General features: G+C 72.8%; 6 protein-coding genes. All 6 read right to left on the bottom strand.

Features of this window, described 5'->3' with window-relative positions; translation table 11 throughout:
• Window positions 1–1,043 (bottom strand): SGNH/GDSL hydrolase family protein (locus ACXJKQ_RS27120; RefSeq protein ID WP_457108775.1); only part of this gene is annotated, 1,043 nt, incomplete at its 3' end.
• An 85-nt stretch (window positions 1,044–1,128) separates the two neighbouring features.
• Complete coding sequence (locus tag ACXJKQ_RS27115; RefSeq protein ID WP_457108774.1) at window positions 1,129–2,064, bottom strand: ferredoxin--NAD(+) reductase; 936 nt, start codon at window positions 2,062–2,064, stop codon at window positions 1,129–1,131.
• 43 nt (window positions 2,065–2,107) lie between these two features.
• The gene (locus ACXJKQ_RS27110) at window positions 2,108–2,467 is read right to left on the bottom strand and encodes a hypothetical protein (protein WP_457108773.1); all 360 of its coding nucleotides are present in this window, start codon (window positions 2,465–2,467) and stop codon (window positions 2,108–2,110) included.
• Window positions 2,468–2,861: 394 nt separating this feature from the next.
• A complete protein-coding gene (locus ACXJKQ_RS27105) occupies window positions 2,862–5,738 on the bottom strand; it encodes an EAL domain-containing protein (protein WP_457108776.1) in 2,877 nt (958 codons plus the stop codon).
• 287 nt (window positions 5,739–6,025) lie between these two features.
• On the bottom strand, window positions 6,026–7,321 hold the full coding sequence (locus tag ACXJKQ_RS27100) for a M16 family metallopeptidase (protein WP_457108772.1): 1,296 nt from the start codon (window positions 7,319–7,321) through the stop codon (window positions 6,026–6,028).
• 7 nt (window positions 7,322–7,328) lie between these two features.
• Window positions 7,329–8,741: a threonine synthase gene (gene thrC / locus ACXJKQ_RS27095; protein ID WP_457108771.1), complete on the bottom strand. Its 1,413-nt coding sequence runs from the start codon at window positions 8,739–8,741 to the stop codon at window positions 7,329–7,331.
• Window positions 8,742–9,071: the final 330 nt, after the last annotated feature.

The raw sequence follows: 9,071 nt of genomic DNA, 5'->3' as shown, positions 1-9,071 counted from the left end.
CTTCCGGGTCCACCCCGGCGGCATGCAGGCCGTGCTCGGCATCCGGGCCGACCTTGCCACCTACGGCAAGGTGGTGGGCGSCGGCAGACGATGTGCGACACGCGCCCCAGCCGCGGACCCGGATCCGGCACGCCCTTGCGCAGGGCGATGTCCGGCCGCGCCGCCGACTGCGCGAGCGTCAGCGCGCGGGCGGCCGGGAGGGCGACGCTGCGGTACATCGCGCGGATATAGTAGGAGAATTCATCGTAGGCGACGAGGTCGTGCGCCCGCCCGGTTGCGGGATCCCGGACCGTCAGCGTGCCCGCCTGCGGTCCGTAGGTCGTGAGGATACCGATCACGTCGCGCGGACGCCCGAGGGGGATCTCGACGCGCGTGGTCTCGGGGATCTCCAGGAAACGCAGCGGGATGCCGTTGCGCCGCAGTTCGAACCCGCAGGTCAGCCCGGGGAGGGTGCACAGGGGCAGGGATTCGAATCGGCCCGGCAGCCCCCGGAACCGGGGGATGTAGGCCCGGCCCGGCGGCGGCGCGCGCAGGAAGCTGTAGACCAGGGTGCCGTAGACCTCCGCGCCGGCCGGCGTGACGTGGGTGCCGTCCTTCAGGAGATAGGTGACGTCGCCGGCCCCTGCCCCGGCCACCGGGGCGGCGATGTCGAGATACGGGATCCCGTAGAGGGCGCGATACTCCGCCAGCAGGCCGGCGACGGGCTCGGCGGCGTAGTCGACGCCGCCCTGATGAAGGTTGAGAAAGGCGACGGGCAGGTCGCGCCGGGCGGTCGCCGCGAGGATGTCGTCGAGATAGCCCCGCATGGTCGCGCCGTCGAAGTAGCGGACGTTGCCGGTGAACAGCTCCAGCAGGACGTGATCGCAGGGGATCGCGTCCAGGATCTCGTCGATCAGGGCCGCGACGGAGGGCAGCGAATGGCCGCCCCAACCGCTCCGGAGGAGGGTGACCGGGCGTCCCTCGGCTTCGGCCAGGGCGTTGGCCCGCTCGACATAGCCCGGCAGCTCGGTGACGCTGTAGCCGAGGCAGAGGACACGGACCATCGGGGATCGGACTCAAGGGCCGGCCGCATACGGCCACCCCGGCGCGGGTATCAGCCGATCGCCGCCGCGTCGAGGCGCCCCGCCGTCAGTCGATCACGATCGGGTAGCAGCGGGCGCCCACCGAGGCGGCGAGCACCTGCACGGCGCCGACCGTCGAGACGTCGCCCGCCACGTGGACCACGTCGGTGGCGCGCAGGCTGGGCAGGTGGGCGCTGAGGGGGCCGGAACGCACGTCCGGCGGCCGCTGGCGGCCGCGGTCGGCGCAGAGCACGATTCGGGCGACGCCGGTCCGGCGCAGCCAGTCCAGGCTCTCGCGCATGTAGAGGTCCAGGGCGTCGCGGGCGCCGATCGCCAGAGCCATCTCGCGGGCGGGCTCCACGTAGCGGGCCGCCCGGGCGATCGCCCAGATCGCCCCGAAGCCCGCGCCGGCCGCCACCAGCACGAGGCGGCCGCCCCCGGGCCGGTACTGTCCCCGGCCGACGGGTCCCTTGAGGCGCACCGGCTGGTCGAGGCGGAGCGTGTCGAGCGGGTCACCCTCGGGGTCGCGGGCGAGGTGGAACACGGCCTCGTTGATCTCGCTCGTGCCGTCGACCCGCAGGGTCGGGGACAGCGTCATCGCGGGCAGTCCCGCGAAGGTCACGAGGGCTTGGTGCCCGGGCTCGCAGGTCGGCCGCCGCGTCAGGGTCGCGACGACCTCGACGATTCCGGGGCTGAGCCGGCGGATCTCCGTGACCGTGCCCTTGCGGACGGCGACCGCCGGCGGCGGCGCCTCCTCCGCGCCCTGGATCGGGGGTCCCGGGAGGGCCGGACGCAGGGCCTCGGCCCGGGCCCGCCGGGCCGGGTGACGCCGACCGGACGGCGCCGTGCTGCCCTGGGCGAGCCCCTGGCCGGCGAGCAGGGTGCCGGATTGTGCCTGGAGCGGGGCGATCATGCCCTCGGCCAGCGCCGCCTCCAGCGGCGTGTCGCCGGTGGAGACGCGCACCGACCGGCCGTTCACGACGAGCGAGCAGCGCGCCCCCATGGTCTGCCCCTTCCTGGCCTGACCCCGCATGTCGGCCGACGGATCAGCGGGCGCGGATCAGGAGCGTGTCGACCAGGGCCGCCCAGCGCTCCCGGGTCGCGCGGACGTCGTCGTCAGGGGCGGAATCCGTGAGGAGCTGGCGCTGCGCCCGCAGCGCCTCGACCTCCTGCCGCTGGGCGCGGAGCACGGCCTTCATGACCTGCAGCTCGGTCTCGAGCCGGGCGATCTCGTCATCCTCGTCCGGCGCGTCCGACGGATCGTCGGCGAACGCCTCGACGGGGCGCGGGTCGCGGAGGGGGAGCCGGGTCCGGGCTTGCTGCTCCAGCCGCACCGGCCGCGCCATCAGGCGGCGCACGAGGTCGGAGCCGCCTGCCTGCTGGTAACGCCGTGCCGCCTCGGCCATCCGACCATCCCCCGTCGCGGGCGAAAGGCCCGTTCATCAACAGGAGCTTGATCGGACATGGTTAAGGGGGCCTTAAGCCGATCCTCGACTCACGCCGTCTCCGCGGGCGACGCGTTCGCAGATCCCGGTTCGCCGCCCGCACCCCCGAGGTGCCCGCCAGACCCAGGTCCGGCTCCGGGGTCCGGAGCAGGGAGGCGCCGGCAGGCCTGAGGCGTGCGCCGGAGATCCCGGAGCGCCGGCACCACGGTCTCCTTATGGTTCGCGCTGGCCACCGCCAGCCCGGGCATCGCCATCAGGTCTGCGCGGTCATGTCCTCGGAAACGCGGTCGCGCGCACCCGAGGGGCGATCGCGGACGGGCGGCCGTCGACCAGGCTCACCCGGCCGTTCGCGATGTCAGGCCGCTTCCGGCGCCGCGCCGACGATCTGGCGGGCCTGCAGCAGCGTCATCGGCTCGCCGAAGGCGGGACCGAGGGCGTATTCGCAGCCGAGCCCGGCCAGCGCCTGGGCGTCGGCCTCCGACTCGCAGCCCTCCGCCACGATGGCGAGGTTCAGCTCGCTCGCCATCCGGACGATGGAGCGCAGGATCGCGGTCTGGCCGGTGCCGATCTGGCGCACGAAGGTCGCGTCGACCTTGATCGTGTCGAAGGGGAAGCGCTGGAGGTAGGAGAGGGCCGAGTAGCCGGTGCCGAAATCCGACAGGCACAGACCGGCCCCGAGGTCGTGGATCCGCGCCAGCATCTGGGCGGCGTATTCCGGGTTTTCCATCACGAGGCTCTCGCTGAATTCCAGCTTGAGCGAGCCGGGCAGGGCGCCGGAGCGGGCCAGGACGGTCTTCACGTCGTGCAGGAGATCGTGGCGCAGGAGCTGGCGCGAGGACAGGTTGCAGGCCGCGAAGATCGGCGGCTCGACCTCCAGGGAGCGCTGCCAGGCCGCGAGTTCGAGGGCGGTGCGCTCCAGGGCGAAGATGCCGAGGTTGACGATGAAGCCGCTCTCCTCGGCGAGCGGCAGGAAGGTCGCGGCGGGGATGCGCCCGAGCTTCGGGTGGTCCCAGCGCAGCACGGTCTCGAACCCCGCCACGGTGCGGTCCTCGAGCCGCACCACCGGCAGGAACAGCACCTTCAGCTCGTTGCGCTCGATCGCCTTGCGCAGGTCGCTCTCCAGCATCAGTCGGTCCGAGCGGTCGGTGCGCATGTGGGCGCGAAAGACCTCGATCCGGTCGCCGCCGTTGCGCTTGGCCTGGATCATGGCGATCTCGGCGCTCTTGAACACCTCGTCGCGCTTCAGGTTGGCGCCGGCCTCGTAGAGGGCGAGGCCGATCGAGACGGTGAGGAAGATCTCGCGGTCGGCGTAGGTGATCGGCGTGGCGATCGCCCGGCGGATCATCTCGGCGAAGGCCAGGATCCGGTCGGGGTCGCGCTCCGACAGGAGGATCACCGCGAACTCGTCGCCCGCGACCCGGGCCAGGGTGTCCTGCGGCCTGAGCAGGCGGCCGAGACGGCGCGACAGGGTCAGCAGGATCGAATCGCCCGCCGACAGGCCGATCGCGTCGTTGATGCCCTTGAACCGGTCGACGTCGAGGACGATCACGGTGGGCTTGAGGCGCTGGTCCTGGCCGGCGAAGGCCAAAGCCGCGTCGAGGCGGTCGCCGAACAGCTCGCGGTTCGGCAGGCCGGTGAGGCTGTCATGCACGGCGTCGTGGAGCAGGCGCTCCTCGGCGGTCTTGATCTCGGTGACGTCCGCGATGGTGCCGACCACCCGGATCACCTCGCCGTCGGCGCCGATCACCGGCCGCGCCTTGAGCCGGTACCAGAAGAACGTGCCGGCCTCCGAGCGCAGGCGGAAATCGTGGACGATGCGCCCGCGCCGCTCCTCGATCACCGTGTCGAGGGCCGCCGAGTAGCGCTCCACGTCGAAGGGGTGGAGCGCGCCGAGCCAGTTGGTCGCCGGCCCCTCCAGGGTGCCGCGGGCGAGGCCGAGCTGGCCCTCGATCTCCGGGCCGACGAAGACCCGGTCGGCGGGCACGTCCCAGTCGAACACCACGTCGCCGGCCCCGGTCAGCGCCAGCGCCCGCCGCTCCGTGTCGGAGACGAGGGCGTGGCTGAGGCCGCCGCCCGCGAAGGCGTGCTGGAGCACCGTGAAGCCGATCAGCATCACGATCAGCACGAGGCCGCCGATGAGCGCCGGCTGCACGAGGTCGCTGCCGATCTGGCCGGTGACCGCGAAGCCCGCCGCGGTCACCCAGACCACCAGCAGCAGCCATGTCGGGACCAGCAGGATCGCCCGGTCGTAGCCGTTATGGGCGGCGAGGTAGACGATCAGCAGCAGCCCGATGCCGGCCACCGCCGCGATGGAGATCCGCGCGACGCCGGCCGCCACCGGCGGGTCGAACACCGCGAGCCCGACGAGGCCCGCCAGGAAGGCGAGCCAGAAGAACGCCACGTGGCTGTAGCGCACGTGCCAGCGGGCGAGGTTCAGGTAGGCGAACAGGAAGACCAGCAGCGTCGCCCCGAGCACCGCCTCGGCGGAGGCCCGGTAGACCCGCTCGGCGAGTTCGGTGACGGGGAAGACCCGCTGGAGGAAGCCGAAATCGATGCAGGCATAGGCGAGCACCGACCACGCGAGCGCGGCGGCGGCGGGGAAGATGATCGCGCCCTTGACCACGAACACGATGGTCAGGAACAGCGCCAGCAGGCCGCTGATCCCGATGATGATGCCCTTGTAGAGGGTGAGGCCCGCGGCCTTCCGGCGGTAGGCGTCCTGATCCCAGAGATGGAGCTGGGGAATGTTGGCGCCGCGCAGCTCGGCCACGTAGGTGACGGTGGTGCCGGGATCCAGCGTGATGGTGAACTGGTCGGCTTCCGGATTCTCGTCGCGCTCGGGCCGGATGCCCTGGCTCGCCGTGATGGCGGCGATGCGCGAGCCGCCGAGATCGGGCCAGATCACCCCGGAATCCACCAGCCGGAAATGCGGCGCGACCAGGATGCGGTCGATCTGCTCGTCGGTGTCGTTGGTGAGCGCGAACACGATCCAGTCGGGCCGGGCGCCGGCGTCCCGCGCCTTCACGACGATCCGGCGGACGATGCCGTCCTTGCCGGGGGCGGTCGAGATCTGGATCAGGTCGCCGTCCGAGCGGTAGCGCTCGATCGCGGTGGTCAGGTCGATCACCGGCGCGTCGAGGGTGACGCGGACCGCTTCCACGGCCCGGGCCGGACCGCTGAGCGCGAGGGCACCGACGAGACCGCCGACCAGGGTCAGGAGGAGGGCGAGGATACGCAAGGGTGTCTTGATGTCCGGCCGTGCGAGAAGCGGCGTCGGCCGCCCGGGCGGCCTCGATCGATAGGTGCGGGCCTGGCCTGGGGCAAGATCCCCCGGGATCGGTCCGCATGCCGCGGATCGCGCCCCTTTGCGGCCAAATCAAGTTGGGCGGGGCGGGGGCGGACGTTCCGCCGCCCTCTCCGTCATCGCGAGCGCAGCGAAGCGACCCAGGGAGACGCTCCAGTCGGAGACCGCGCGCGGCCCTGGGTTGCTTCGCTGCGCTCGCAAAGACGGCGTCGGTCTCAGGCCGCCCGGAGCGCGCCCGCGATCTTATCGAGGGTCGGCAGCTTGCGGATCGGGCCGATCGCCGCCAGCGTCGGGGTTCCCCGCAGCATCGCGGCCGCCACCGCGCGGACGTCCGCGACGGTGACAGCGTCGACCTTGGCGATCACCTCCCCGGCGGGGATCACCCGGCCCCAGGCCAGGATCTGACGGGCGTTGCGCTCGATCCGGCCGCCCGGCGTCTCGAGTGCCGAGAGCAGCGACACCTTGAGCTGCGCCTTGGCGCGGGCGATCTCGGTGGCGTCGAGGTCGCGGGCCGCCCGGGCGGTGGCGTCGAGCGTCACGTCGACGAGTTCGGGCAGATCCGCCCCGGCGGTGCCGGCGCCGATGCCGAACAGCCCGCAATCCGAGAACGGCCAGTGGAAGGCCTGGATCTCGTAGGCGAGGCCGCGGGTCTCGCGCACCTCCTGCCACAGCCGCGAGGTCAGGCCGCCGCCCAGGACCTGGGCGAACATGTGCAGCGCGTAGTAGCGGTCGTCCCGGAACGACAGGCCGGGCAGGCCGATCACCACGTTGGCCTGTTCGAGCTTGCGCGGCATCCGCCGCTCGCCGCCGCCGTAGGACCCCGGCACCGCCTCGGGCGCGGCCTTCGCCGGCAGGGCGCCGAAATGGCGCTCGGCCGCCGCCACGATCGCCTCGTGGGTGACGGCCCCGGCCCCGGCCACGACGATGCGGTCCGGGGTGTATTCCCGGTCGAGATAGGCGCGGATGCCGGCCTCGTCGAAGCTCCGGATCGTCTCGGGCCGCCCGAGGATCGGCCGGCCCACCGGCTGGTCCGGGAAGGCGGCCTCCGTGAAGGCGTCGTAGACCACGTCGTCGGGGGTGTCCTCGACGGCAGCGTATTCCTGCAGGATCACGCCCTTCTCCCGGGCGAGCTCGCCCGAATCGAACACCGAATCGGTGAGGATGTCGCCGATCACGTCGAGGGCGAGGCCGGCATCCTCGCCGAGCACCCGGGCGGTGTAGCTCGTCCCCTCCGTGGAGGTGGCGGCGTTGATCTCGCCGCCGACATTCTCGATCGCCTCGGCGATCTTCTGCGCGGACCGGGTGCGGGTCCCCTTGAACGCCATGTGCTCGATGAGGTGGGACAGCCCGGCCTCGTCGGCGCGCTCGTTGCGCGAACCGGCCCCGACCCAGACGCCGAGGCTGGCGGTGGCGACCCCGGGCATCGGCTCGGTGACCACCGTGACGCCGTTGTCGAGCCGCGTGGTGCGCAGGGACGGCGAGGCGGCGTGCGTGGAGAAGTGCTGGTTCATCGACGGCTCACGCCCCCCTGGTGATGCGGGCGCGCGCGCGGATGAGCGTCTCCAGGGCGGCCTGGTCGTTGGCCACCCGGGTCAGCCGCTCGGGCCGGTCCATCAGGTCAGCGAGGTGCGGGGGCAGGGCGGGGCGCAGGCCGCCGGTGGCCTTGGCGACCGCGTCCGGGAACTTTGCCGGGTGCGCGGTGGCGAGGGCGACGACCGGGGTCGCCGGATCCTGCTCCAGCAGCCGCCGCCCGGCCCGCACGCCGATGGCGCTGTGGGGATCGAGCACCACGCCGGTGGCCGCCTGGGTCAGGGCGATCTCCGCCATGACGTCGGGCTCGGGCACCGCGACCGCGTCGAACTCGGACCGGACCGTGGCGAGGATCTCCGGGCTCAGCGAGAACCCGCCGGACTGCTTCAGCCCGGCCATCAGCCGCGACAGGGACGCGGCGTCGCGCCCCAGCGCCTCGAACAGCAGCCGCTCGAAGTTCGACGAGATCTGGATGTCCATGGAGGGCGAGGTGGTGGGCACCACGCCGCGCAGCGCGTAGGCGCCGTGCTCCAGGGTCCGCACCAGGATGTCGTTGGCGTTGGTGCCGATCATCAGCCTCTGGACCGGCAGGCCCATCTGCTTGGCGACCCAGCCGGCGAGGACGTCGCCGAAATTGCCGGTCGGCACCGCGAAGGAGACCGGCCGGTGGGGGGAGCCCAGCGCCACCGCGCTGGTGAAGTAGTACACGGCCTGCGCGGCGACCCGCGCCCAGTTGATCGAGTTGACGCCCGAAAGCCGCACCGCGTCGGCGAAATCGGCGTGCTGGAACAAGGCTTTGACGAGGTTCTGGCAATCGTCGAACGTGCCGTCGACGGCGAGCGCGTGGACGTTCTCGGCGGGCACCGAGGTCATCTGCCGGCGCTGCACCTCCGAGACCCGCCCGTGCGGGTAGAGGATGAACACGTCGACCCGGTCGAGGCCGCCGAAGGCGTCCACGGCCGCCGAGCCGGTATCGCCCGAGGTGGCGCCCACGATGGTGGCGCGGGTGCCGCGCTGGGCGAGCACATGGTCCATCAGCCGCCCGAGCAGCTGCATCGCCACGTCCTTGAAGGCCAGCGTCGGCCCGTGGAAGAGTTCCAGCAGGAACAGGTTGTCGTCGAGCTGGGTCAGCGGGCAGACCGCCGGGTGGCGGAACGTCGCGTAGGCCGCGTCGATCATCCGGTCGAGGTCCGGGCCGGCGATATCGCCGTCGATCAGCGGGCGCAGCACCCGCTTGGCGGCCTCCGCGTAGGGGCGGCCGGCCAGGGCGGCGATCTCCGCGGGCGCGATCTGCGGCCAGGTCTGCGGCACGTAGAGCCCGCCGTCGCGGGCCAGGCCCGCCAGGAGCGCATCCGAGAACGAGAGCGGCGCGGCCGCGCCGCGAGTCGAGACGTGGAGCACAGGGTCCTCCGAGGGAAGGCGCCCCCTCTACACGATGCGGGCGGGCCTGTCGAAAGCGCCGCACGGGCGGGCGGAGCCTCGGACAGGTCCGCCCCGGCGGGGGGCGGGCCTTTAACGGGGGCTGAACGGGCCGGTTCAGGGCCGGTTTGGCGGGCGCGCCTAGAGCCGGAGCACCCCGCGGCCCCCGCGCAGGCGGGGCGGATCGAGCCTCGGAGAGAGCCGACATGACCCGAATCATCGCCCTCGCGGCTGCCGCGGCGCTGCTGTCCGGCACCGTCGCCATCGCGCAGGTCCCACCGCCGCCCGGCGGCCCGCGCCCCGGTCCCGAGG

The organism is Methylobacterium sp. P5_C11 (assembly GCF_054049775.1).
The sequence above is the reverse complement of the archived record's forward strand: the minus strand, read 5'-3'. Positions and strand labels throughout refer to the sequence as shown.

What these genes read in the sequence shown, in the direction of transcription:
- ACXJKQ_RS27115 (WP_457108774.1), bottom strand. Translation starts at nt 2,064, where the DNA reads ATGGGGGCGCGCTGCTCGCTCGTCGTGAACGGCCGGTCGGTGCGCGTC.
- ACXJKQ_RS27110 (WP_457108773.1), bottom strand. Translation starts at nt 2,467, where the DNA reads ATGGCCGAGGCGGCACGGCGTTACCAGCAGGCAGGCGGCTCCGACCTC.
- ACXJKQ_RS27100 (WP_457108772.1), bottom strand. Translation starts at nt 7,321, where the DNA reads ATGAACCAGCACTTCTCCACGCACGCCGCCTCGCCGTCCCTGCGCACC.